General features: G+C 73.0%; 20 protein-coding genes and 1 tRNA gene. 5 read left to right on the plus strand and 16 right to left on the minus strand.

Translation table 11 applies throughout. From position 1 onward, the window contains the following. Positions 1-114: 114 nt before the first annotated feature. From ruvB to pgsA, 10 genes are all read right to left on the minus strand, one after another. Positions 115-1185 (minus strand): Holliday junction branch migration DNA helicase RuvB, encoded by a 1071-nt coding sequence (gene ruvB / locus ACSU6M_RS05945; RefSeq protein ID WP_437067676.1) that lies wholly within the window; start codon positions 1183-1185, stop codon positions 115-117. 203 nt (positions 1186-1388) lie between these two features. Beyond that, a complete protein-coding gene (ruvA, locus tag ACSU6M_RS05950) occupies positions 1389-1994 on the minus strand; it encodes a Holliday junction branch migration protein RuvA (protein ID WP_437067678.1) in 606 nt (201 codons plus the stop codon). Continuing rightward, positions 1991-2542, minus strand: a complete 552-nt coding sequence (gene ruvC, locus ACSU6M_RS05955; protein ID WP_437067680.1) for a crossover junction endodeoxyribonuclease RuvC — start codon at positions 2540-2542, stop codon at positions 1991-1993. Before ruvC ends, ruvA begins: the two co-directional genes overlap by 4 nt. 117 nt (positions 2543-2659) lie before the next feature. Next, the gene (locus ACSU6M_RS05960) at positions 2660-3412 is read right to left on the minus strand and encodes a YebC/PmpR family DNA-binding transcriptional regulator (protein WP_437067682.1); all 753 of its coding nucleotides are present in this window, start codon (positions 3410-3412) and stop codon (positions 2660-2662) included. 50 nt (positions 3413-3462) lie between these two features. Further along, complete coding sequence (gene pdxT / locus ACSU6M_RS05965; protein ID WP_437067683.1) at positions 3463-4074, minus strand: pyridoxal 5'-phosphate synthase glutaminase subunit PdxT; 612 nt, start codon at positions 4072-4074, stop codon at positions 3463-3465. Between the two features lie 7 nt (positions 4075-4081). Then, positions 4082-4987, minus strand: a complete 906-nt coding sequence (pdxS, locus tag ACSU6M_RS05970; RefSeq protein ID WP_093718978.1) for a pyridoxal 5'-phosphate synthase lyase subunit PdxS — start codon at positions 4985-4987, stop codon at positions 4082-4084. A 195-nt stretch (positions 4988-5182) separates the two neighbouring features. After that, the gene (locus tag ACSU6M_RS05975; RefSeq protein WP_437067685.1) at positions 5183-5725 is read right to left on the minus strand and encodes a hypothetical protein; all 543 of its coding nucleotides are present in this window, start codon (positions 5723-5725) and stop codon (positions 5183-5185) included. Positions 5726-6608: 883 nt separating this feature from the next. Further along, the gene (locus tag ACSU6M_RS05980; protein WP_437067687.1) at positions 6609-7778 is read right to left on the minus strand and encodes a glycosyltransferase family 4 protein; all 1170 of its coding nucleotides are present in this window, start codon (positions 7776-7778) and stop codon (positions 6609-6611) included. After that, positions 7775-8719 carry a phosphatidylinositol mannoside acyltransferase gene (locus ACSU6M_RS05985; RefSeq protein ID WP_437067689.1) on the minus strand — a complete coding sequence of 315 codons (945 nt, stop codon included), beginning with the start codon at positions 8717-8719 and terminating at the stop codon, positions 7775-7777. Before ACSU6M_RS05985 ends, ACSU6M_RS05980 begins: the two co-directional genes overlap by 4 nt. After that, positions 8716-9477, minus strand: coding sequence for a phosphatidylinositol phosphate synthase (gene pgsA, locus ACSU6M_RS05990; RefSeq protein ID WP_437075017.1), 762 nt, complete (start codon positions 9475-9477; stop codon positions 8716-8718). The genes ACSU6M_RS05985 and pgsA overlap by 4 nt, the downstream gene beginning before the upstream one ends. Positions 9478-9746: 269 nt before the next feature. On the opposite strand from pgsA, the gene ACSU6M_RS05995 reads away from it, so the two are divergent. Together ACSU6M_RS05995 and ACSU6M_RS06000 are read left to right on the plus strand one after the other, a co-directional pair. Then, positions 9747-11945, plus strand: a complete 2199-nt coding sequence (locus tag ACSU6M_RS05995; RefSeq protein ID WP_437067691.1) for an elongation factor G-like protein EF-G2 — start codon at positions 9747-9749, stop codon at positions 11943-11945. Positions 11946-12131: 186 nt separating this feature from the next. Continuing rightward, positions 12132-13793 carry a hypothetical protein gene (locus ACSU6M_RS06000; RefSeq protein ID WP_437067692.1) on the plus strand — a complete coding sequence of 554 codons (1662 nt, stop codon included), beginning with the start codon at positions 12132-12134 and terminating at the stop codon, positions 13791-13793. 99 nt (positions 13794-13892) lie between these two features. Here the strand turns inward: ACSU6M_RS06000 and ACSU6M_RS06005 are convergent, their stop codons facing one another. Next, entirely contained in the window at positions 13893-14450 is a 558-nt protein-coding gene (locus tag ACSU6M_RS06005) for an HIT family protein (RefSeq protein ID WP_437067694.1), read from the minus strand. Between the two features lie 124 nt (positions 14451-14574). On the opposite strand from ACSU6M_RS06005, the gene ACSU6M_RS06010 reads away from it, so the two are divergent. Continuing rightward, the gene (locus ACSU6M_RS06010) at positions 14575-15180 is read left to right on the plus strand and encodes a potassium channel family protein (protein ID WP_437075018.1); all 606 of its coding nucleotides are present in this window, start codon (positions 14575-14577) and stop codon (positions 15178-15180) included. A 25-nt stretch (positions 15181-15205) separates the two neighbouring features. Here ACSU6M_RS06010 and thrS read toward each other — a convergent pair whose 3' ends face one another. The 3 genes from thrS to ACSU6M_RS06025 form a co-directional block, all read right to left on the minus strand. Next, complete coding sequence (thrS, locus tag ACSU6M_RS06015; protein ID WP_437067696.1) at positions 15206-17182, minus strand: threonine--tRNA ligase; 1977 nt, start codon at positions 17180-17182, stop codon at positions 15206-15208. Positions 17183-17273: 91 nt separating this feature from the next. Further along, complete coding sequence (locus tag ACSU6M_RS06020; protein WP_437067698.1) at positions 17274-18485, minus strand: hypothetical protein; 1212 nt, start codon at positions 18483-18485, stop codon at positions 17274-17276. Then, entirely contained in the window at positions 18482-19048 is a 567-nt protein-coding gene (locus tag ACSU6M_RS06025; RefSeq protein ID WP_437067699.1) for a DUF4365 domain-containing protein, read from the minus strand. Before ACSU6M_RS06025 ends, ACSU6M_RS06020 begins: the two co-directional genes overlap by 4 nt. Before the next feature lie 170 nt (positions 19049-19218). Here ACSU6M_RS06025 and ACSU6M_RS06030 point away from each other — a divergent pair, with 170 nt between their 5' ends. Then, positions 19219-19956 carry a 3'-5' exonuclease gene (locus ACSU6M_RS06030; RefSeq protein ID WP_437067701.1) on the plus strand — a complete coding sequence of 246 codons (738 nt, stop codon included), beginning with the start codon at positions 19219-19221 and terminating at the stop codon, positions 19954-19956. A gap of 38 nt (positions 19957-19994) precedes the next feature. Here ACSU6M_RS06030 and ACSU6M_RS06035 read toward each other — a convergent pair. Further along, a tRNA-Val gene (locus ACSU6M_RS06035) sits at positions 19995-20066 on the minus strand. A gap of 39 nt (positions 20067-20105) precedes the next feature. Further along, positions 20106-20576 (minus strand): SRPBCC family protein, encoded by a 471-nt coding sequence (locus ACSU6M_RS06040; protein ID WP_437067702.1) that lies wholly within the window; start codon positions 20574-20576, stop codon positions 20106-20108. A gap of 110 nt (positions 20577-20686) precedes the next feature. Here ACSU6M_RS06040 and ACSU6M_RS06045 point away from each other — a divergent pair, with 110 nt between their 5' ends. Continuing rightward, positions 20687-23068, plus strand: a complete 2382-nt coding sequence (locus ACSU6M_RS06045) for an SCO7613 C-terminal domain-containing membrane protein (protein ID WP_437067703.1) — start codon at positions 20687-20689, stop codon at positions 23066-23068. Positions 23069-23092: the final 24 nt, after the last annotated feature.

Below are 23092 nucleotides of genomic sequence, written 5' to 3' on the forward strand. Positions count from 1 at the left end.
CGGCGGAGTCTAAGCGAGTCCGCGCGCATGGAACAACGCTCAGCATGGCACCTGGGTTCCTGACGTCGCGAATCCCGCGCCGATCCGTGTCCCGCGGGCGTCCGTCCCGCTCCGTCACGTCCCGAACAGGTCCTGTTGTCCGTTTCCCCCGCCCGCCGCGCGGGGCGGGGTGAGGCCGAGGTGGGCCCAGGCGGCGGGGGTCGCGACCCGGCCGCGGGGGGTGCGGGCGAGCAGCCCCTCCCTGACCAGGAACGGTTCGGCGACCTCCTCGACGGTCTCACGCTCCTCCCCCACCGCCACGGCGAGCGTGGACAGCCCGACCGGGCCGCCGCCGAACAGCTTCAGCAGGGCCTCGAGCACGGCGCGGTCGAGCCGGTCGAGGCCGCGCGCGTCGACCTCGTAGACGGCCAGCGCCGCCGAGGCGATGTCTCTGGTGATCACCCCGTCGGCCTTGACCTGGGCGTAGTCGCGCACCCGGCGCAGCAGTCGGTTGGCGATACGGGGCGTGCCGCGGGAGCGGCCGGCGATCTCGGCGGCGCCGGCGGTGTCGATCTCGACGTCGAGGAGGCTCGCCGAGCGGTGCACGACGCGCTGGAGCTCGGCGGGTTCGTAGAACTCCATGTGCGCGGTGAAGCCGAAGCGGTCGCGCAGCGGGGGCGGCAGCAGACCCGCGCGGGTGGTGGCGCCGACCAGGGTGAAGGGCGGCAGTTCGAGCGGGATGGCGGTGGCGCCGGGGCCCTTGCCGACGATCACGTCGACCCGGAAGTCCTCCATCGCCATGTACAGCATCTCTTCGGCGGGCCGGGACATGCGGTGGATCTCGTCGAGGAAGAGCACCTCGCCCTCCTGGAGGGAGGAGAGGATGGCCGCGAGGTCGCCGGCGTGCTGGATGGCCGGGCCCGAGGTGATCCGGATGGGGGCGCCCATCTCGGCGGCGATGATCATCGACAGGGTGGTCTTGCCGAGGCCGGGGGCACCGGAGAGCAGGACGTGGTCGGCGGTGGCGCCGCGCGCGCGGGCGGCCCGCAGCACGAGGTCGAGCTGTTCGCGGACCTTCTCCTGGCCGATGAACTCGCCCAGGTCCTTGGGGCGCAGGGCGGCTTCGACGGCCTGGTCCTCGCGGTCGGCGACAGCGCCCACCAGCCGCTCGGGGGCGGAGGCGTCGGTCGTGTCGTCCCAGTTCATGTGGTGTGCCTCGGGGTTCGGGGTCCGATGGTCCTACGACGGTGGGGGCGCGGTGCCGGGGGCGGTGCCGCTCGGCCGGGGTGCCGCTCGGCTCGGGTGCCGCTCGGTTCGGGTGCCGCTCGGCTCGGGTGCCGTGGTCGGCGTCCTCGGCTCGCGCGCCCAGTCGCTGTCTGCGGCTCGGGCGCACTGTGGCGCCTCTTCGGCTAGCGCGCTCTGTTCAGCGTCTGGAGGGCGGCCTTGAGGAGCTGGCCGACCTGGGGTGTGCCGTCGGCGGCCTCGGCCTGCGGGGTGACGGCGGCCACGGCCTCGTCGGCCTCGCGGGTGGCGTAGCCCAGGCCGATCAGGGCGGCGTGCAGCTGGTCGCGCCAGCCCTGGGTGACCGGAGCGCCGACCACGGGGGCGCCGACGGGTTCGCCGAGGCGGTCCTTCAGTTCCAGGAGCAGCTTCTGGGCGCCCTTCTTGCCGATTCCGGGGACGGCGGTGAGGGCCTTCTCGTCGCCCGTGGCCACCGCGCGGCGCAGGGCGTCGGGGGTGTGCACGGCGAGCATCGCCTGGGCGAGCCGCGGGCCGACGCCGCTTGCGGTCTGGAGCAGTTCGAAGACCTGGCGCTCGTCGTCGTCGGCGAAGCCGTACAGGGTGAGGGAGTCCTCACGGACGACCAGGGAGGTGTGCAGCTTGGCGGGCTGGCCGAGCCGGAGGGTGGACAGCGTGTTCGGCGTGCACTGGACGGCCATGCCGACGCCGCCGACCTCGACGACCGCGGCGTCCGGAGCGAGTGCGGCCACTGTGCCGCTGACGAAGGCGATCATGCCGTACGGCCCTTCACTGTCTTGTTCGGTGCTGTGGCTGAGTGCAGGGCGACGGCCTGCTGGAGTCGGTTCTGCGCGGGGGCCCGCCAGATGTGGCAGATGGCGAGCGCGAGGGCGTCGGCGGCGTCGGCCGGCTTGGGCGGGGCGTCGAGCCGGAGCAGGCGGGTGACCATGGCGCCGACCTGTGCCTTGTCGGCGCGGCCGCTGCCGGTGACGGCGGCCTTGACCTCGCTGGGGGTGTGCAGGGCGACGGGGATGCCGCGGCGGGCGGCGCACAGCATGGCGACGGCGCTGGCCTGGGCGGTGCCCATCACCGTCCGTACGTTGTGCTGGCTGAAGACGCGCTCCACGGCGACGTATTCGGGTCGGTGCTCGTCGAGCCAGGTCTCCAGGCCCTGCTCGACGGCGAGGAGGCGGTGGCTGAGGTCGGCGTCGACGGGGGTGCGCACGACGCCCACGCCGAGCATGGTCAGCGGTCGCCCGGCGACGCCGTCGACCACGCCCACCCCGCACCGGGTCAGTCCGGGGTCCACCCCGAGTACGCGCACTGTGCCCCCTCCGCTTCGCTCACCTGTTTGTGCAGGCTATCGGGTGCCACTGACAACGGCGGCGGGCCGGTGGGGTGTGTCCCACCGGCCCGCCTGAATCCGTTCGCGCGCGGCCCGTTACGCGTCGACCTTCTCCATGACCTCGTCGCTGACGTCGAAGTTGGCGAAGACGTTCTGCACGTCGTCGCTGTCCTCCAGCGCGTCGATCAGCTTGAAGATCTTCTTGGCGCCCTCCTCGTCCAGCTCGACCTGCATGGTCGGGACGAAGTTGGCCTCCGCGGAGTCGTAGTCGATGCCGGCCTCCTGGAGGGCGGTGCGGACCGCGACCAGGTCGGTGGCCTCGCTGATGACCTCGAAGTTCTCGCCGAGGTCGTTGACCTCCTCGGCGCCGGCGTCCAGGACGGCGCCGAGGACGTCGTCCTCGGTCAGCTCGCCCTTGGGGACGATGATGACGCCCTTGCGGTTGAAGAGGTACGACACCGAGCCCGGGTCGGCCATGGAGCCGCCGTTGCGGGTCATGGCGACGCGGACCTCGGAGGCGGCGCGGTTGCGGTTGTCGGTGAGGCACTCGATGAGCACCGCGACGCCGTTCGGGCCGTAGCCCTCGTACATGATCGTCTCGTAGTCGGCGCCACCGGCCTCGAGACCGGCGCCGCGCTTGACCGCGGAGTCGATGTTCTTGTTCGGGACCGAGCTCTTCTTCGCCTTCTGGATGGCGTCGTACAGCGTCGGGTTGCCGTCCGGGTCCGCTCCGCCCATCCGGGCCGCGACCTCGATGTTCTTGATCAGCTTCGCGAAGAGCTTGCCGCGCTTGGCGTCGATGACGGCCTTCTTGTGCTTCGTCGTGGCCCATTTAGAGTGGCCGGACATCTGCCTGTCTCCTTCGCGTAACCCATCCAGATAAACGAACGCCAGAGATCCTACAAGGATCCGGCTTCCCGGTTCGCGCGCACCATGTCGACGAACAGCGAGTGCACGCGGTGGTCGCCGGTCAGTTCCGGGTGGAACGACGTGGCCAGCGCGTTGCCCTGGCGGACCGCGACGATGTGGCCGTCGTGCTCAGCGAGCACCTCGGCGCCGGCGCCCACGGACTCGACCCAGGGGGCGCGGATAAAGACGCCCTCGACGGGGTCGCCCGCGATGCCCTTGACGTCGAGCGCGGCCTCGAAGGACTCGTTCTGGCGGCCGAAGGCGTTGCGGCGCACGATCATGTCGATGCCGCCGATGGTCTCCTGGCCCGAGCGCGGGTCGAGGATCTTGTCGGCGAGCATGATCATGCCGGCGCAGGTGCCGTAGACGGGCAGGCCCGCCCGCACGCGCGCGCGAAGGGGCTCCATCACGCCGAAGAGGACGGCCAGCTTGGAGATGGTGGTGGATTCGCCGCCGGGGAGGACGAGGCCGTCCACCTCGGCGAGCTCCTCGGGGCGCCTGACCGGCCTGGCCACGGCGTCGGCCGCGGCCAGGGCGATGAGGTGCTCCCGTACGTCGCCCTGGAGGGCCAGGACGCCGATGACAGGGGCTTCGTTCGTCATGGGGTGATTACCAGCCGCGGTTGGCGTAACGCTCGGTCTCGGGGAGGGTGTCGCAGTTGATGCCGACCATGGCCTCGCCCAGGTTGCGGGAGGCGTCCGCGATGATCTTCGGGTCGTCGTAGAAGGTGGTGGCCTTCACGATGGCGGCGGCGCGCTTGGCCGGGTCGCCGGACTTGAAGATGCCGGAGCCGACGAAGACGCCCTCGGCGCCGAGCTGACGCATCAGGGCGGCGTCGGCCGGGGTGGCCACGCCACCGGCGGAGAACAGCACGACCGGCAGCTTGCCGAGCTCGGCGACCTCCTTGACGAGCTCGTACGGGGCGCGCAGCTCCTTGGCGGCGGCGTACAGCTCGTTGTTGTCGAAGCCGCGCAGCTTGGCGATCTCGTTCTTGATCTGGCGCAGGTGGCGGACGGCCTCGACGACGTTGCCGGTGCCGGCCTCGCCCTTGGAGCGGATCATCGCGGCGCCCTCGGCGATGCGGCGCAGGGCCTCGCCCAGGTTGGTGGCACCGCAGACGAAGGGGGTGGTGAAGGCCCACTTGTCGGAGTGGTTGACCTCGTCGGCCGGGGTGAGGACCTCGGACTCGTCGATGTAGTCGACGCCGAGGGACTGCAGGACCTGGGCCTCGACGAAGTGGCCGATGCGGGACTTGGCCATCACCGGGATGGAGACGGCGTTGATGATGCCCTCGATCATGTCCGGGTCGGACATACGGGCCACGCCGCCGTCCTTGCGGATGTCGGCCGGGACGCGCTCCAGGGCCATGACGGCCACGGCGCCCGCGTCCTCGGCGATCTTCGCCTGCTCCGGCGTGACGACGTCCATGATGACGCCGCCCTTGAGCTGCTCGGCCATGCCGCGCTTGACGCGGGCGGTGCCGGTGGCGGGAGCCTGGTTCTCGGTGATGGACACGGGTTGACCTCACAGAAGGTGAAAAGAGGATATCTGCATCACTGAGGAAACGTGAACGGACCAGGCCACAACAAGGGCCAATGGAAAGCCGGTGGATCGTTTTTTCGCCGGGCGCGGCGCGCGCTTTCGGCCAGGCGGCGGGCGGTGGGGCGAAAAGTGCTGGTCAGGCGGGTGGGACGAGCAGCGGCGGGTGACTCAGGACGCGCGGTCCGCCAGGGCCGCGGGTGGCTCGTCGTCCATCTCGAAGGCCATCGGGAACGGGGCGTGGCCGGCCAGCCGGAACCAGCGGACCTTGCGGTGCTCGCGCAGCCGGCGGGCCGCGCCGACGGCGTCGTTGTGGAACCGGCGGGCCATCGGTACGCGGCGAACCGCCTCGGTGAGCTCCCGCGCGGCCTCCTCGCCGCCGGGCGCCACCCGTACCGCCTCCACCTGCGCCGCGTCCTCGAACACGGCCCGCAGCGCCTGGCTCAGCTCGCTCTCCGCGACCTCCCGGTGCTCCTCCTCGGCCTGCCGGGCGGCGTGCGCGGCCTCGTACAGGACGATCGAGGCGGCCGGGTCGAGCACGCCCGACGTGGCCACCTCCTGGGTGACGGAGGCCCGGCGAAGCAACTGCGCGTCCAGTGCGGCGCGGGCGGCGTCGATACGGGCGTGCAGCCGGTCCAGCCGCCCGGCCGTCCAGCTCAGGTACAGGCCGATGGCCACGAGGGCGACGAGGATCCAGATGAGCGTTGGTGTCACGGGCGGCAAGGCTAGCGCGAGCCCCGAGACCCGAGGAGCCACCGCCCCGGCCGACCGCGGCGCCGCCGCGCGGGCGCGGGAGGAAGCGGGGCCACCGTGGGGGGGCGGAGCGGCGGACTCGCGGTGCCGGGCTGCGCTATGGGCGCGGAGCAGAGGGCCGCCGAGCCGAGGCCGCCGCGCGGGCGCGGGAGGGGGCGGGCCGCCGTGTAGAGGCTGCCGCGCGGGCGCGGGGAGGGGCAGGCCCGCTGTGCAGAGCCTGCCGTACGGGCGCGCGGAAAGGGCCTGCACGCTGCCCGGAAGCCGCCCGTACGGGTCCCGGAGAGAGCGGGCCGCCGTGCCAAGGCCGTCGCGCGGGCGCTGGGACGGGCAGGCCCGCCGTGCAGAACCTGCCGTACGGGCGCGCGGAGAGGGCCTGCACGCTGCCCGGAAGCCGCCCGCGCGGGTCCCGGAGAGAGCGGGCCACCGTGCCAAAGCCGCCGCGCGGGCGCGGGAAGGGCCAGGCCCGCCGTGCAGAACCTGCCCTATGGGCGCGGGAAGGGGCGGGGACACCCCGCTGGTGCCGGAGGAACGATGCCGCCACGCGGGTGCCGGAGCGGCGGGGCCACCGCGCCTAGGCCGCCGCGCCCCGCAGGGGCAGCCCCGCCGCCCAGAGGCCGCCCTCAGGGGCGCCGGAGGGGTAGGGTCCGGCCGGTACCTGCGAGGCCGAGAGGCCGGCGCCGCCGAGTCGCCGCGCGGCCGGCCCGGCCGCCTCCGCCCGTCCCTCAAAGCCTCCGCGCCTCAGCCCACCGTCGCACAGCGCCCCGCGCTCGACCCACCGGTCGCACAACGCCGCCGCGCCTCAACCCCAGCGTCCCTCAGACCTCACCGCCCCCGCGCCCCACCCTCAGTCGCGGGCCAAGCCGAAGCGTGCCCTGAGCCCCGATCCGGGTTCGCGTTCGTCGGTGGCCACCGCTGCCGCGCCCGCCGTGACCGTCTCGTAGACCGAGAGGATGTCCGCGCCCACGGTCGACCAGTCGAAGCGGCGGACGTGGGTCATGCCCCGCTCGCGCAGCTCGGCGCGGCGGGTGGGGTCGCCGAGGAGCCGTACGGCGGCGTCGGCGAGGGCGTCCGGGTCCTCGTTGGCGAAGAGTTCGCCGGCCGCGCCCTGGTCGAGGACCTGGGCGAAGGCGTCGAGGTCGGAGGCGAGGACGGGGGCGCCCGCGGACATCGCCTCGACGAGGATGATGCCGAAGCTCTCGCCGCCGGTGTTGGGAGCGACGTACAGGTCGACGCTGCGCAGCAGCCGCGCCTTGTCCTCGTCGCTGATCATGCCGAGGAACTCCACGCGCGGGCGCAGCTCCTCCGGCAGCCCGGCGACGGCCTCCTCCTCGTCCCCGCGCCCGGCGACCAGCAGCCGCGCCTTGGGATACTCGGCGAAGATCTTCGGCAGCGCCCGCATCAGCACGGGCAGGCCCTTGCGGGGCTCGTCGATACGGCCGATGAAGCCGATCGTCTCGCCCTGCCACTCCGCCTTGGGCTCGGCCCCCGCGAAGAAGTCCACGTCGACGCCGTTGGGGATCACGACCGCGTCCCCGCCCAGATGCTCCACCAGCGTGCGCCGGGCGTACTCGCTGACCGCGATCCGGGCGCTGATCTTCTCCAGCGCGGCCTGGAGGATCGAGTACGCGGCGATCATCGCCTTGGAGCGCGGGTTGGACGTGTGGAACGTGGCGACCATCGGCCCCTGCGCCGCCCAGCAGGTGAGCAGCCCCAGCGACGGCGAGGTCGGCTCGTGGATGTGGACGACGTCGAACTCGCCGTCGTGCAGCCAGCGCCGCACCCGCGCGGCCGACAGGAAGCCGAAGTTCAGGCGGGCCACCGAGCCGTTGTACGGCACCGGCACCGCACGGCCCGCGGAGACCACGTACGGCGGCAGCGGGGTGTCGTCGTCGGCCGGGGCCAGGACGGACACCTCGTGCCCGAGCCGGATGAAGTACTCGGCGAGGTCACGGATGTGGAACTGGACGCCGCCCGGCACGTCCCAGGAGTACGGGCAGACGATGCCGATCCTCACGAGGACCCCTTCGCCGGGTCGGCGGCCGGGCCGGGAGCCGGGCCGGCCTGGGGATCGAGGTCGGCGAGCCACAGCCGTTGCAGCATGTGCCAGTCCTCCGGGTGCTCCGCGATGCCGGTGGCGAAGGCGTTGGCCAGCGCCTGTGTCATGACAGACGTCTTCTCGGCGCGCGTACCTGACTCGGGCACCTCGATCGGCGGATGCACCCGGCCCCGCATGACGGGCGAGTGGTCGTACCAGAGGGTGACCGGCAGCAGCAGCGCGCCGGTCTGCTGGGCCAGCAGCGCGGGCCCCGCGGGCATCCGGGCGGTCGCCCCGAAGAAGTCCACCTCCACGCCGGAGGAGGACAGGTCGCGGTCGGCGACCAGGCAGACCAGGCCGCCGTCGCGCAGCCTGCGGGCCAGCGTGCCGAACGCGGAGCCGCCGCTGTGCGGCAGGACCTCCATGCCGAGGCCCTCGCGGTAGGCGACGAAACGGTCGTAGAGCGACTCCGGCTTCAGGCGCTCGGCGACCGTCGTGAACGGCGTCCGGAGCTCGGTGGTGACCCAGGCGCCGGCGAGGTCCCAGTTGGCCAGGTGCGGCAGCGCCAGGACGACGCCCCGGCCGGAGGCGAGACCGTCGGTGAGGTGGTGCACGTCCTTGGGGTCGAAGCCGTTCCTGATCCGCTCGGCGCTCCACGCGGGCAGCCGGAAGGACTCCATCCAGTAGCGCAGGTAGGAGCGCATGCCCGCGCGGGACAGCTCGGCCAGCCGCTCAGGGCTCGCGTCGGGCACCACGCGCGCGTAGTTGCTCTCCAGGCGCTGTACGCCCTTGCCGCGGCGCTTCCAGGCCGCGTCCGCGATGGTGCGGCCCAGGCGCACGGCGACCGGCTCGGGGAGCTTCTTGACCGTGCTCCAGCCGAGCCCGTACAGCGCGTCCGTCAGACGCTCCGAAGCGCTCACTTCGCCGCCTCACTCCCCCGAGAGGCATTCTCCGCCCCCTGGGAGCCCTCCGGCGCGGCGTTCCCCTCCGCCGCCTCCGCCTCGGCGGACTCCCGGCGGACCGTGACGACCCGCTGGATCAGCGTGACCAGGCTGCCCACGGCGACCAGCCACAGGGCGATCGGCAGCAGCACGTCGATGCCGGGGACGCCGAACGCGTGCATGCCCGCGAGCCCCGCCGCCACCAGCGAGATCACCAGCCGCTCGGCGCGCTCCACCAGCCCGTTGACGGCCACCGGCAGGCCGATCGACTCGCCGCGGGCCTTGGTGTACGACACCACCTGGCCGCTGGCCAGGCAGAAGATCGACACCGCGCACAGCACGTTGTCGTCACCCGAGCCCGCGTACCACAGGGCGAAGCCGCCGAAGATGGCGCCGTCCGCGACCCGGTCCAGCGTGGAGTCCAGGAACGCGCCCCAGCGGCTGGAGCGGCCCAGCTGGCGGGCCATGTTGCCGTCGACCAGGTCGGAGAACACGAACAGCGTGATCACGATCGTGCCCCAGAAGAACTCGCCCCGGGGGAAGAAGACCAGCGCGCCCGCGACCACACCGGCGGTGCCGATCAGGGTGACCGTGTCGGGGCTGACGCCCCTGCGGATCAGAAACGCGGCGAACGGTGTGAGGACACGCGTGAAGAATGCACGCGCGTACTTGTTCAGCATGGCCTTCCAAAGGGTCGCTGTCGCCGCGCGGCCCCTGCTGGCCACCGGCTGGCCCATCGTAGCCACGCGCGCACGCCGACGACCGCCGGGCACCCCCGGCGCCCGTCTTTCTCCCCCCGCCCGAGAACCGGGCTCCCGCGGGGCGTCCGGGAGCAGCGCCCCGGCCCGCCCGCAACCGGTGGCGGGCGGCCGGTTCACGTCGTTCGTATGGACGCACCGTGACGGGAGTGGAAAGCTCGAAGAACCGCGGGCGTCACCGGAGCCGCCCACCGCGGCACCGCATGCCCGCGCCCACAGTGACCTCACCGTGCACGGGAGGCAGGACCATGGGCGACAAGGCGAACGCACACCCCGGAGCCGCCGGCAGGGCTACGGCGGCCGACCACCCCCAGTCCGTACGGAACGTGGTGCTGGTCGGCCACAGCGGATCGGGCAAGACGACTCTGGTGGAGGCCCTCGCGCTGACCGCGGGGGCGGTGAACCGGGCGGGCCGCGTGGAGGACGGCACCGCCGTCTCCGACTACGACGACATCGAGCACCGTCAGCAGCGCTCGGTACAGCTCTCCCTGGTGCCCGTCGAATGGGACGGCATCAAGATCAATCTTCTGGACACCCCTGGATACGCCGACTTCGTCGGGGAACTGCGGGCCGGTCTGCGAGCGGCGGACGCGGCCCTTTTCGTCGTCTCCGCCTCCGACGGGGTGGACGGCTCCACCCGCATGGTGTGGGACGAGTGCGCGGCCGTCGGCATGCCCCGCGCGATCGTCGTGACCCACCTGGAGGCCGCGCGCGCCGACCTGGAGGAGATGACCCGGGTGTGCGCCGAGGCATTCGGCGGCGACGACCCCGACGCCGTGCTGCCGCTGTATCTGCCGCTGCGCGGCCCGCAGGGGCCGGACGGGCACGCGCCCGTGACCGGGCTGATCGGGCTGCTGTCCCAGACGCTGTTCGACTACTCCACCGGGCAGCGGGTGGAGTCGCAGCCGGGCGAGGACGAACTGCCGCTGATCGAGGAGGCCCGCAACCGGCTGATCGAGGGGATCATCGCCGAGAGCGAGGACGAGACCCTCATGGACCGCTACGTCGGCGGTGAGCCGATCGACGTCAAGACGCTGATCCAGGACCTGGAGCGGGCCGTCGCGCGCGGCGTCTTCTTCCCCGTCCTGGCCGCCGCCCCGGCCGCCGACGGCGCCAAGCAGGGCCTGGGCACGGTCGAGCTGCTGGAGCTGATCACCCGCGGCTTCCCGACCCCGCTGGAGCGGGAGGCGCCCGCCGTCACCACCATCGACGGCCGGCCCCGCGAGCTGCCCGTCTGCGATCCCTCCGGTCCCCTGGTCGCCGAGGTCGTCAAGACCGCCTCCGACCCCTACGTCGGCCGGATCTCCCTGGTCCGCGTCTTCTCCGGCACCCTGCGCCCCGACCAGACGGTGCACGTCTCCGGGCACGGCCTGGCCGACCGGGGGCACGAGGACCACGACGTCGACGAACGGGTCGGCGCCCTGTCCACCCCCTTCGGCAAACAGCAGCGCCCGGTCAGCCACGTCGTGGCCGGCGACCTGGCGTGCGTGGCCAAGCTGAGCCGCGCGGAGACCGGCGACACCCTCTCCGCCAAGGACGATCCGCTGCTGATGGAGCCCTGGCGGATGCCCGACCCGCTGCTGCCGCTGGCCATCCAGGCGCACAGCAAGGCCGACGAGGACAAGCTCTCCCAGGGCCTGGCCCGGCTCGCCGCCGAGGACCCCACCATGCGGCTGGAACAGAACCAGGACACCCACCAGGTCGTGCTGTGGTGCCTGGGCGAGGCCCACGCCGACGTCGCCCTGGAGCGGCTGCGCAGCCGCTACGGCGTGCAGGTGGACGTCGTACCGCACAAGGTGTCGCTGCGCGAGACGTTCGCGGCGAAGTCGGCCGGGCGCGGCCGGCATGTGAAGCAGTCCGGCGGGCACGGCCAGTACGCCATCTGCGAGATCGAGGTGGAGCCGCTGCCCGGCGGCTCGGGCATCGAGTTCGTGGACAAGGTCGTCGGCGGCGCGGTGCCCCGCCAGTTCATCCCCTCCGTGGAGAAGGGGGTGCGCGCCCAGGCCGCCAAGGGGGTGGCGTCCGGCCATCCGCTGGTGGACGTCCGGATCACCCTGCTCGACGGCAAGGCCCACTCGGTGGACTCCTCCGACGCCGCCTTCCAGACGGCGGGCGCGCTCGCGCTGCGGGAGGCCGCGGCCGACGCGAAGATCCATCTGCTGGAGCCGGTGGCCGAGGTGAGCGTGCTGGTCGGCGACGAGTACGTGGGCGCGGTGATGAGCGACCTGTCCGGGCGGCGCGGCCGCGTGCTGGGCACCGAGCAGGCGGGCGGCGGCCGCACCCTGATCAGGGCCGAGGTGCCGGAGATCGAGATCGGCCGGTACGCGGTCGACCTGCGCTCCCTCTCCCACGGCACCGCGCGCTTCGACCGCTCCTACGCCCGGCACGAACCGATGCCGGCGCAGGTGGCCGAGCGGCTCAGGCAACAGGAGGCCAAGGTCTCGTAGTTGGGGCGGGCGGTCCTCAAGTGACCGCGTCCGGAACGGTTTCCTCCGTCTCGGCGGGCGGCTTCGGCCGTCCGCCGACGCGGTGTCAGTGGCTGCGGATACGCTGATGACCTGATCAACAGGTGTGCGGGGCAGGGAAGTCGGGAAGGCCGCAGAAGCGGACCACGGCGGCGATCGGGGGCGGGAATGACCGTTGACAGCGGTTACGCGGACATCTTCGGACCACAGGTGCCGCGCACGGGCGACGAGGGCCAGGCGGCGACGTTCGCGCTGGCCTCGGCGGCCTACCGGGACGGCCCGATGGAGGAGATCAAGAAGGCCGACAACGACTGGCACCAGACGACCGTCAACGAAGGCCGCAAGTGGGCCGCGATCTTCCGCCCCAACCTGGGCGAGGCGTTCTCCCGCGCGGTCGTCGACCGCATGCTCGGCAGCGGCCGCAAGCCGCTGATCCAGTCCTTCGGCACCGAACCTCAAGTGGTCGTCGAGCACTGCCTGGCCGCCAACCGCATCCGCCGCGAGCGCGACAACAAGCTCACCGCGATCAGCGTGCTGTGCGGCCTGATCTTCCTGCCCGGCTTCCTGCTGTGGCTGCTGGTCTTCCAGCTGCGCGCCACCATCGACCGGCGCGACGACAAGCGCGCCTCGGCGCTCGCCACCACCCTGCTCGTGGCCGTCGGGGCGCTCGCCGTGGTCGCCCTGCTCAGGCTGCCGTTCACCGGGTTCTGGGGGTGGTACGCGCGCGCGGCCGTCGTCATGCCCGTGCTCGGCTGGTTCGTGGCCCGCCGGATCTGCGAGTCGACGGCACATGACCTGCGCCAGCGCTGGGACGGCCTGCTGTCGGGCAGCAGCGTCGGCGCCAAGGTCCCCGAGGCCGTCCCCAGCAGCCCCGGCGAGACCGCCGCCGAGCAGCTGCGCCAGTCCCTGGCCCGGCTCAGCGCCGAGCAGCAGTCCAACTCCGTCTTCTACGCCGGCCCCAAGGGCATCCTCGGCATGGGCACCCGCTGGGGCGCCTGGCAGCTCGCCGAGGAGCTGGTGCCCGCCGACGCCGACCGGGAGATCCACCCCTTCCGCAGCTGGGACGTCGTACGGGCCGTCTACGACCAGCTGCGCATGCTGGAGCGCGGCCCGCTGAACACCGGCGGCTTCCCCACCCCGTCCATACGGCACTGGATCGTCACCCCCGTCGGGGAGAACGCCAAGGCCGTCTCCCGGCCCGACGGCACCGACGTGGAGGACTACCAGGTCAAGCCGCACGCGATACAGGAGATCTGCAACCGCCAGCAGTTCGGCGCCGGCGACCGCCACTACCTCGGCGTCCAGTGGACCCTGTGGGACGGCCAGCTGGTCATCACCATGCTGATCACCGTGACCGTGCTGCACGCCACCTTGCGCATCGAGGTCACCGGCCACGCCCTGGGCCCGGTGAACGGACTGTTCACCACCAAACCGGAGGCGCCGACCAAGGAGGTCAGCAAGTCCTTCAAGCCCTGGGAGAGCCGCACGATCAAGCTGCCGCTGGTCTCCACCAACGAGGTCGTACGCCTCGCCGTGCGCGCCCCGCTGACCTGGTACCCGCCGCTGCTGAAGTGGCTCGGCGGATCGATCACCCTGCCCGAGCCCTTCGGTCTGCGGCACGCCTGGGCCGACCAGCCCTGGCGCCACCGCTTCATGGCCGACGACGCGCTGCGCGCGGCCACGCCCGTCCTGCGGGTGGTGCACTCGGCCGCGCTCAAGGTCCTCGCGGAGAACGGCGTGGACACCGAGAAGTTCGGCGCCCGCTCGGCGTTCCTCAGCACCAACGTCCAGGACGCGTCACCGCGGAAGGCCGACCTGTACGACGCGTAGGCCCCCGGCGGTGCGGCCGCGCGGCCGGGTCCGGGTGAGCGCCCGCCGTGCGCGGCGCTCCCCGGCCCCTCGGGCCCGTCGACCCCTCGAGCTCGTCGCTCACGCGGGCCAGGCGTCCGCCAGCATCTTGCGGGTGTCCGCCAGCAGCTGCGGCAGCACCTTGGTGTGGCCGACGACCGGCATGAAGTTCGTGTCGCCGCCCCAGCGCGGGACGATGTGCTGGTGCAGGTGGGCGGCGATCCCGGCGCCCGCCACCGTGCCCTGGTTCATGCCGATGTTGAAGCCGTGCGCGCCGGACGCCGTGCGCAGGGCCGTCATCGCCTGCTTGGTGAACTCCGCGAGCTCGGCGGTCTCCGCCTCGGTGAGGTCGGTGTAGTCGGCGACATGACGGTAGGGCACGGTCATCAGATGGCCGCCGTTGTACGGGTACAGGTTGAGCACCGCGTACACCTGCGCACCGCGCCTGACGACCAGCCCGTCCTCGTCCGACTTGGCCGGGATCGAGCAGAAGGGGCAGCCGTCGTCGGCCCCCGGACCGGTCGGCTTGTTCTCGCCCTGGATGTAGGCCATCCGGTGGGGCGTCCACAGGCGCTGGAACGCGTCCTGCGTCCCCACTCCGATCTGCTGCTCCGGCTCACTCGTCATACAGCGCAGCATATGGCTTCGCCCGTTCGGGGCGTGTCGCCGGGGCGCGGCAGGGGCCCTGCCCGGCGAAGCTGAGCCGGTGGACGACGACCGGGACGACGACAGCCGCCGGGCCCGCTGGGAGCAGCGCACCGAGATGCCGCTCGCGGCGGCCTCCCTCGCCTTCCTCGCCGCGTACGCGGTGCTGGTCCTCACACCGCACCAGGACGTGGCCTCGGCGGTGCTGCTGGGCGTGTGGCTGCTGTTCGCCGTCGACTACGGCGTGCGCTGGCGGCTGTCCGGACAGGGCCCGCGTTTCGCGCGCACCCACTGGCTGGACACCCTGGTGGTGCTGCTGCCCCTGCTGCGCCCGCTGCGGGTCGTGAAGCTGTACGAGGCGGTGCTGCGACGGCACGGCCGGCCACGGCTGCCGCTGCACGGCCGGGTGATCACCTACGCGGGGGTCTCCGTGGCGCTGCTCGGCTTCGCCGGCGCCCTCGCCGTCTACCAGCAGGAGCGCGGAGCACCCGGCGCCGGCATGCGGACCTTCGGCGACGCGGTCTGGTGGACCTGCGCCACCCTGACCACCGTCGGGTACGGCGACATTGCCCCCGTGACGCCGCTGGGCCGGCTGATCGCCGTCGGCATGATGGCCTGCGGCCTGGCGCTGCTGGGCGCGGTCACCGGGTCGTTCTCCTCGTGGCTGATCCAGGTGTTCTCGCGCGAGGACGACCAGCAGGACGGCGAAAGGCCCCCGGGGTGACCCCGGGGGCCCGTGAGGCGCCGGATCAGACCTGCGTCCGCTCCTCGACGACCTTCACGATCTTCTCGATCGCCTCGTCGAAGGGGATGCCGTTCTCCTGCGAGCCGTCGCGGTAGCGGAAGGACACCGAGCCGCCCGACATGTCCTCGTCGCCCGCGATGACCATGAAGGGCACCTTCTGCTTCTGGGCGTTGCGGATCTTCTTCTGCATACGGTCCGAGGAGGAGTCCACCTCGACCCGCAGGCCCTTGCTCTTCGCGGCGGCGGCGAACTTCTGCAGGTACTCCACGTGCGCGTCGCCGATCGGGATGCCGATCGCCTGCACCGGCGCGAGCCACGCCGGGAAGGCACCCGCGTAGTGCTCGAGGAGCACCGCGAAGAACCGCTCGATGGAGCCGAACAGCGCGCGGTGGATCATGACCGGACGCTGCTTGGTGCCGTCGGCGCCGGTGTACTCCAGGTCGAAGCGCTCCGGCAGGTTGAAGTCGAGCTGGATGGTCGACATCTGCCAGGTGCGGCCGATGGCGTCCTTGGCCTGGACGGAGATCTTCGGACCGTAGAACGCGGCACCGCCCGGGTCCGGGACCAGCGGCAGCCCCTGCTTCTCGGCGACCTGGCGCAGCGTCTCGGTCGCCTCCTCCCACGCCTCGTCGGTGCCGACGTACTTCTCCGGGTCCTTGGTGGACAGCTCCAGGTAGAAGTCGGTCAGGCCGTAGTCGCGCAGCAGGCCGAGGACGAAGGTGAGCGTCTTGTCGAGCTCCTCCGACATCTGCTCGCGGGTGCAGTAGATGTGCGCGTCGTCCTGGGTGAAGCCGCGGGCACGGGTCAGGCCGTGCACGACGCCCGACTTCTCGTACCGGTACACGGTCCCGAACTCGAAGAGGCGCAGCGGCAGTTCACGGTACGAGCGGCCGCGCGCGTCGAAGATCAGGTTGTGCATCGGGCAGTTCATGGGCTTGAGGTAGTAGTCCACGCCCTCGTCGAGCTGCATGGGCGGGTACATGCCGTCGGCGTACCAGTCCAGGTGGCCCGAGGTCTCGAAGAGCTTCCCCTTGGTGGCGTGCGGGGTGTAGACGAACTCGTAGCCCTCCTCCTCGTGGCGGCGCCGCGAGTAGTCCTCCATGACCCGGCGGATGATGCCGCCCTTGGGGTGGAAGACGGCGAGGCCGGAGCCGATCTGCTCCGGGATGGAGAACAGGTCGAGCTCGCTGCCCAGCTTGCGGTGGTCGCGCTTCTCGGCCTCGGCGAGGAAGTCCAGGTACGCCTTCAGCTCGTCCTTGGACGGCCAGGCGGTGCCGTAGATGCGCTGGAGCATCGGGTTCTTCTCGCTGCCGCGCCAGTAGGCGGCCGCGTTGCGCATCAGCTTGAACGCCGGGATCAGCCGGGTGGAGGGCAGGTGGGGACCGCGGCAGAGGTCCTTCCAGCACAGCTCGCCGGTCTTGGCGTCCAGGTTGTCGTAGATCGTCAGCTCGCCGGCACCGACCTCGACGTCCGCGCCGTCGTCGCTGGAGGCGGAGCCCTTGAGGCCGATCAGCTCCAGCTTGTACGGCTCGTTCGCCAGCTCCTCGCGGGCGGCCTCGTCGGTGACCACACGGCGGGCGAACTTCTGCCCGCGCTTCTGGATCTCCTGCATCTTCTTCTCGATGGCCTTGAGATCCTCGGGCGTGAACGGCTTCTCGACGTCGAAGTCGTAGTAGAAGCCGTCCTTGACGGGCGGGCCGATGCCCAGCTTGGCCTCGGGGAACAGCTCCTGCACGGCCTGCGCCATGACGTGCGCGGTGGAGTGCCGCAGGATGTTCAGGCCGTCCTCGGAGGAGATCTCCACGCCCTCGACGGTCTCGCCGTCCTGCACGACGTAGGTGAGGTCCTTGAGCTCGCCGCCCACCCGCGCGGCGATGATCGAGCGCTCGCCGGCGAAGAGGTCGGCGGCCGTAGTGCCCGTCGTCACCACGCGCTCTTCCCGCTCGGAATCGCGTTGGATGATCACACGGACGTCTGACACCGGTCTCTCCTGACTGAAGGGGGGTGCGGCGCCATACCGGAGCGCACGCATTGAGTGCGATCGTACCGACCCGACACCCCCGACCGCGAAATCAATCCTCTCCGCAGCCCTCCTCCAAGAACGCCGCGATCTCCGCGGTGTCCTGCGAGGACTTCATCAGCCGGTCCCGCTCCCCCTCGTCCACGCGCACCGGGACGACCCCGCCGGCCCCCGTCAGCCGCCGGAACCCGCCCCTGCTCTCCAGCCTCCCCTGCACCCGCACCGGCAGCCCGACGAGGTGGGCGTGCCCGGCGATGCGGTAGTCCTCCTCGTCGAGGACGGCCCGCACGTACGGGATCTCCGCCCCGGCGAGGACCCGCAGCCGGACGCTGCCCTCACCGCGCGGCTCGGCCCGGCGCATCCGCACGACGGCCCCGGTGATCCGCACCGGCACGGACGGCTCGGCCCGCAGATAGCGGGCCCCGGCCTCGCGCAGCGCGGGCAGATCGCCGGGCGAGAACTCCACGGGCTCGAAGGCGCAGCCCTCGGGGACGCCGGCGGCGGGCGCCCACTGGACGGCGATCCGGGCGCCCTCGCTGCCGCGGACCAGCTCGATCAGCGCCTCGGTGAGCTCCCGGCTGACCCCGGCCCCGACCGCGCCGTCGAAGGCGTCCATGCCCCCGGTCGCGCGCCGGTAGTCGACGGCCTCGCGGGCGGCGTACAGCGCCTGGTGCAGGCGTACGGCGAGCGGCCGGCCGCCGTCGACCGGCACGAACGCGGTCAGGTGGTCCCCGCCGCTCGCGGCACCGACCAGCACGCCGTCCAGCAGCGCGGCGGCGGGGCGCCGGTGCCGGGCGCCGTGGTAGCCGGCGCGGGCGCGGGTGGCGAGGGCGCCGGCGAGCAGCATCTGGCGGGCGGCGGCGCGCAGTTGCTCCTCCGCCGCCCAGGAGGCGGGGCCGCCGGGGACATCGCGCCACCAGCGGATCTCGTCGCTGGGCACGCTCAGTGCGAGCAGCACCTCTCGGGCGGAGGGCGTGCCGCTGCGGGCGAGGGCGACCAGGGCCTCGCCCAGCAGGTCGTCGCTGTCGGGGAAGGCGCGGCTGACGGGAACGAGCAGGCTGGTGCCGGTGCCGCCCGGTCCGGGCGGGGTCCAGCGGCCGTAGCGTCCGGCGGCTCCGCCCCGCCGCTGCCAGCCGTGCCGGTGCAGCAGGGCGCCCAGCACGGCCGGGTCGACGGCGCCGGGCTCGGGCGGGCGGGTCCACCGCTCGTCGTCGGGGTGCGGCCGCACGGCCCGCAGCGGCTCGTCGTACGGGCGGTGGGTCATGGTCTGCCTCCCGTCCCGACCCGCGTCATGATCTCGCACAGGGCCCGGTCGTCGAAGATCCGCGCGGTCGGCACGCGCACGGTGGTGCGGCGCCGGCCGGTGATCGGGTGCCCGGCGAGGTTGACCCAGTAGCAGCAGTGCCTGAGGTCGAGCCGGTCGTGGCTGGCACGCAGCCAGTCGTCCTGGGACCTCGGCACGAGCATCACGACAAGGATCTTGTGCACCGACACCGGGGTGCGGGCGAGTTTCCTCAGATGGTCGTTGTCGAGGGTGAAGGAGAAGAAGCGGCCGGGAGGGTTCGGTGCGATCTGGTACGTCGCCTTGAGCTGGACCTTGATGGTGACCTCGTCGTCGACCGTGTGTCCGGGCGCGCTGTGGCTGACGTGCCAGTCGATGCCGTTGTCCGGGAACGGCTGGGACAGCGAGCAGCCGGCCGCCGCCGCGACCGCGTGCAGATAGCCCACCTGCAGTGTCTCCATGCAGGCGGTGGTGGCGAGCGTCCCGCGCTCCTGGCCCGTGCGTCCGGGCAGCAGCCCGCCCCGCTCGGGCTGCGCCATGGCCATGACCGAACAGCCTTCCAGGCAAGGTGATTTCCCCGTACCGGGCCGCTGAACTGCAAAGACCCGTACCTGTGTTGTCTCCTCCCGGCGTAGTGCGCAAACAGCCCGGGTATCACCAGACCGGCGGAAGACGGATCGTCAGCTGCCGTGGGTGATCGAGGAGTTGTGGGCCGATGAAATCCTGGTACGAGGGGCCGCTGGCGGCATTCGACACGGAGACTACGGGAGTGGACGTCGAGACCGACCGGATCGTGTCGGCCGCGCTCGTCGTCCAGGACGCGCCGGGCACCCGGCCGCGGGTGACGCGCTGGCTGGTCAACCCCGGTGTGCCCGTGCCCGAGGCGGCGACGGCCGTGCACGGTCTGACGGAGGATCATCTGCAGCGCAACGGCCGCTGGCCGGCGCCGGTGATGTACGAGATAGCCACGGAACTGCACGAGCAGGCGGCGGTGGGCCGCCCGCTGGTGGTGATGAACGCGCCGTTCGATCTGACGCTGCTGGACCGCGAACTGCGCCGGCACCGCGCGTCGTCGCTGGCCCGCTGGTTCGAGACGACGCCGCTGCTGGTGCTGGACCCGCGCGTCCTGGACAAGCACCTGGACCGCTACCGCAAGGGCCGGCGCACGCTCACCGACCTGTGCGCGCACTACGGCGTCCCGCTGGAGGGCGCGCACGACGCGGCGGCGGACGCGCTGGCCTCCCTGGAGGTCGTGCGGTCGCTGGGCCGCCGGTACGCCGCGCGTCTGGGTCATGTCTCCCCCGCCGAACTGCACACCTTGCAGGCGGTGTGGCACGCGGCACAGGCACGCGGGCTGCAGACGTGGTTCGCGCGCAACGGCAGCGAGGAGGCGGTGGATCCGGCGTGGCCGCTGCGTCCGCAGCTGCCGGCCGTCCAGGAGGGCGCGGCATGAAGAAGGCCGGTCCGCACTGGCGGACCGGCCTTTCCCGGTGGGCGATACTGGGTTCGAACCAGTGACCTCTTCGGTGTGAACGAAGCGCTCTCCCACTGAGCTAATCGCCCGGGAACGCACTGAACAATACAGGTCTTCGCGGGTTTCCTTCAAACCGCTTCCCGAGGTCCGTCGGGGCCCGCGTCCAGATAGGCCCGCAGCCCGCGCCGCCCGGCCCGCATCATCAGGGCGTGGTTGGCGCGGAAGACGAGCCGTCCGGGCACGGCCAGCCGCCGCAGCAGCGGCCTGCGGACCTCGACCACCTGGTCGTAGCGGGCGAGGCTGCCGCCACCGCGGGCGCTCACCGTCCAGCGGGCCCACCCCTCGACCTCCCCGCTCATGGCGATCTCCAGCACCCCGGCCGCGGGGTCCTGCCGGACCTCCCGCGCGACGAAGGTCATCTCGTACGGCAGGAGCGAGCCGATCCGCACCACGCCGGTGGTGGCGCCGAGCCGTTCGACCGCCCGGATCTGCGGCCACCAGCGCGGATAGTCCGCGGCCCGGGCCAGCGCCGCGTACACGGCCTCGGGGGCGGCGGGCAGGGACCACAGGCTGCGGAAGCGGTAGTGGTTCCAGTCCATGGGCGCAGTCTGCCTTCCTTCCGCCGGGCCCGCTGAGTACGTGGTCTGAGTACGTCGTCTGAGTACGCGCACTCATGCCGTACGCCGTGACGCGGGCCACACTGCGGGGCATGACGCACAATCCGCCGCCGGCCGAGGAGTTGCGGCTGGTCGACGCCGAGCTGTTCCGGCTCGACGCCCGCCGGTCCCAGTTGCTGGCCCGCCGCGCCTGGCTGGTGTCCCAGCTGACCCCCGTACGGCCGCTCCCGGCCGCCGGTCCGCCGCGCCCGGAGACCTCCGCACCGAGCGTGCAGAACGCGCTGCTGGTGCTGGGCGGTGTCCTGCTGACCATCGCGGCGACCGCGTTCACCGTGGTCAGCTGGGGGAACCTCGGGATCGCCGGGCGCGCCCTGGTGCTGGGCGCGGTGACCGCGGCCGCGCTCGGGGCACCGCTGCCGCTGCTGCGGCGGGGGCTGCGTTCGACGGCGGAGTCGGTGGCGGGCCTGGGCCTGGCCCTGACGGTGCTGGACGCCTACGCCCTGCACCGGGTGGCGCTCACGGACACGGACGGCACGGGGTACGCGGCGGTGGCCTCGGCGGCGCTGGCCGCGCTGTGGGCGGGGTACGGCCGGGCCGTCGCCGCCCGTCCCATGCCGGGGCTGCGCCTGCCGGTGCCGGCCGCGCTGGCGGTGGCACAACTCCCGCTGCTGCTGGGGGCGGTGGCCGTCGGCGCGGATCGGTACGCCGTCACGGCGGCCCTGCTGGTGACGGCCGGCTGCGACACGCTGCTCGCGCTGAGGCTGGGTGCGGGCGGTGTGCGCCGGGTGGCGGTCGCCTGCGCGTCCGCCACCGGCGGATGGGGGGTGCTGGCCGCCGGGGCGCTCTCGGCGACGGCCTCCGGCCCGTCCGAGGCGGCGCGCGCGTCGGCGCTGCTGCTCCTCGCCGCGGCCGTGGCGCTGCTCGCCGCGTGGCGGGTGACGCACCGCGCGCTCGCAGTGGGTGTTGCGGTGGCGGCGGGGCTGCTGACGGTGGCCGCGCTGGGCGGGGTGCCGCGCGTGACGCTGCCGGCTCTGTGGACGGTGCCGGTCCATCTCGCCCTGGCGATCGGCCTGTTGGCGGTGGTACGGGTCTCCCGCGCGCCGGAGGCGGTACGGCTCGGGGCGCTGTGGGCGTCGGCCGGCGTACAGGCGCTGGCCGTGCTCTCGGCGGCGCCGGTGGTGCTGCTGTCCCTGCTGGGGCCGGTGGGCCGCGTCACGCGTGCCTGGTCGGGTGCGCCCGCCGACGCCCGTGCGGTGCTGACGGCCGACGTGCCGTGGCCGCCGGACGCCGCCATGGCCCCGCTGGTGCTCGGCGTGGTCGCCGGGGTGCTGGCCCTGGCGGTGCGGGACGCCGTACAGCGCCCGCGGGCCCTGGCCGCGGCCCTCGCTCTCGCCTGGGCGGCGGCACTGGTGCTGCCCGCGGCCCTGGAGCTGCCGTACCTCGCCGGACTGGCCCTCACCGGCGTGCTCACCGCCGCGCTGCTGTGGCTCGGCGCGGCACCGCAGGCGTGGCTGCCGCGCGGAACGCGGCCTACCGGGCACCTCCGCACGACGGCGACGGTCCTCGCGCTGACCACGTCGGCGGTCCTGGCGCTGCTGTCGCTCGCCACCGAGCCGGCCACGCTCACCGTGCTCGCCCTGCTGACCGCCCTGTGCGCGGCCCTGGCCCGCCGGACCCTGCCCGCCGTGGGCGCGACGGTCCACGCGACCGCGCTGGCCTGCGCGACCGGCGCCTCGCTCGGCTGGGAGCCGCGGCACATCGCCCTGCTGGTCCTGGCGGTCCCCGCGGCGACGGTCCGGTACGCCCCGCGCACCGAGGGCACGGCCCGCCCGGCGCTGGAGGTCTCGGGCGCCGCGTCCGCGCTGGTGGCCGTCGCTCTGGCGCTCACCGACCCGCCGATGCTGGCCCTGGTCCTCGCCCTGACCGGCGTACTCGCCGCGGCCACGGCCGTGCACCCCGACCGGCGCCCCGTCGGCCACGCCGCGGCGGCCCTGTTCGTCCTGGCGGCCTGGGTCCGGTTGGCCTCCTGGGAGGTCACCGTCCCGGAGGCATACACCCTCCCGGTGACGATCCCGGCCCTGCTGGTGGGCCACCTGCGCCGCCGCCGCGCCCCGGAGACCTCCTCCTGGACGGCGTACGGCCCCGGTCTGGCCGCCACCCTGCTGCCCAGCCTGCCGGCAGCCTGGGCCGACCCCCACTGGCAGCGCCCTCTCCTGCTGGGCCTGGGCGCCCTGGCCGTCACCCTCCTCGGCGCCGGCCACAACCTCCAGGCGCCCTTGGTCCTCGGCGGTGCGGTCCTCGCCCTGGACGCCCTGCACGAGCTGGCCCCCTACATCGTCCAGCTCACCGACGCCCTGCCCCGCTGGGTCCTGCCGGCCGTGGCCGGAATGCTGCTGCTCGCCCTGGGAGCGACGTACGAGCAGCGCCTGCGGGACGTACGAAGGATGCGGAACCTTCTGCAGGGAATGCGCTGACCCCCCAGAAGCGGCCGCAGGCCG

It is taken from the genome of Streptomyces sp. enrichment culture (assembly GCF_964272895.1).
Lineage (GTDB): Bacteria > Actinomycetota > Actinomycetes > Streptomycetales > Streptomycetaceae > Streptomyces.

Bases quoted from the DNA above. Each gene is read 5' to 3' on its own strand.
- ACSU6M_RS06005 (WP_437067694.1), bottom strand. From the start codon at position 14,450: ATGCTGCGCTGTATGACGAGTGAGCCGGAGCAGCAGATCGGAGTGGGG.
- ACSU6M_RS06010 (WP_437075018.1), top strand. From the start codon at position 14,575: ATGCCGCTCGCGGCGGCCTCCCTCGCCTTCCTCGCCGCGTACGCGGTG.
- ACSU6M_RS06030 (WP_437067701.1), top strand. From the start codon at position 19,219: ATGAAATCCTGGTACGAGGGGCCGCTGGCGGCATTCGACACGGAGACT.
- ACSU6M_RS06025 (WP_437067699.1), bottom strand. From the start codon at position 19,048: ATGGCCATGGCGCAGCCCGAGCGGGGCGGGCTGCTGCCCGGACGCACG.
- ACSU6M_RS06040 (WP_437067702.1), bottom strand. From the start codon at position 20,576: ATGGACTGGAACCACTACCGCTTCCGCAGCCTGTGGTCCCTGCCCGCC.
- ACSU6M_RS06000 (WP_437067692.1), top strand. From the start codon at position 12,132: ATGACCGTTGACAGCGGTTACGCGGACATCTTCGGACCACAGGTGCCG.
- ACSU6M_RS06020 (WP_437067698.1), bottom strand. From the start codon at position 18,485: ATGACCCACCGCCCGTACGACGAGCCGCTGCGGGCCGTGCGGCCGCAC.
- ruvA (WP_437067678.1), bottom strand. From the start codon at position 1,994: ATGATCGCCTTCGTCAGCGGCACAGTGGCCGCACTCGCTCCGGACGCC.
- ruvB (WP_437067676.1), bottom strand. From the start codon at position 1,185: ATGAACTGGGACGACACGACCGACGCCTCCGCCCCCGAGCGGCTGGTG.
- pdxT (WP_437067683.1), bottom strand. From the start codon at position 4,074: ATGACGAACGAAGCCCCTGTCATCGGCGTCCTGGCCCTCCAGGGCGAC.
- ACSU6M_RS06045 (WP_437067703.1), top strand. From the start codon at position 20,687: ATGACGCACAATCCGCCGCCGGCCGAGGAGTTGCGGCTGGTCGACGCC.
- ACSU6M_RS05995 (WP_437067691.1), top strand. From the start codon at position 9,747: ATGGGCGACAAGGCGAACGCACACCCCGGAGCCGCCGGCAGGGCTACG.
- ACSU6M_RS05960 (WP_437067682.1), bottom strand. From the start codon at position 3,412: ATGTCCGGCCACTCTAAATGGGCCACGACGAAGCACAAGAAGGCCGTC.
- pgsA (WP_437075017.1), bottom strand. From the start codon at position 9,477: ATGGGCCAGCCGGTGGCCAGCAGGGGCCGCGCGGCGACAGCGACCCTT.